Genomic DNA, 393 nt, shown 5'->3' with positions numbered 1-393 from the left:
CGGTCTGCGGGATGCAGAGCAGGTTGATGTAATCGCGCGCGACCGCCGCCGCCGCAAAGAACCCGGCGCCGAACACGAGGTCTTGGATGCGCTCCTGCTTGACCTCCTCATCGGCGGCTTTCGCCCCGATGTAGATCACCGTCGCGATGCTCTCGACGTCGAAGCGGAATTTCGGCTCCCGCTCCACGCCCTTCGCCTCCAGCATCGCCGTCACCGCGATCTCGCGCGCTGCGAAGATGGGGTCCACGACCTTGTGCATGACCTCGCTGGCGGCCTTGAATGTCGCCGCAAGTTCGATCTCTTGCCCGGCCAGTTCGGCCGTCATGCTGCGTTTCATTGTCATGCCCCCGCAGGCGTGTAGACGGGGATGCCGCTCGACATCATGGTCGCGCT

General features: G+C 64.6%; 1 protein-coding gene. It reads right to left on the bottom strand.

All coding sequences use genetic code 11. The features are described from left to right. Positions 1–325, bottom strand: a 325-nt coding sequence (locus BYZ73_RS21860; RefSeq protein ID WP_146746422.1) for a hypothetical protein, incomplete at its 3' end; no start/stop codon positions are given. Between the last annotated feature and the right edge of the window lie 68 nt (positions 326–393).

Source organism: Rhodovulum viride, assembly GCF_003265965.1.
Taxonomy (GTDB): domain Bacteria; phylum Pseudomonadota; class Alphaproteobacteria; order Rhodobacterales; family Rhodobacteraceae; genus Rhodovulum; species Rhodovulum kholense.
This window is presented reverse-complemented; position numbering and strand designations above follow the sequence as displayed.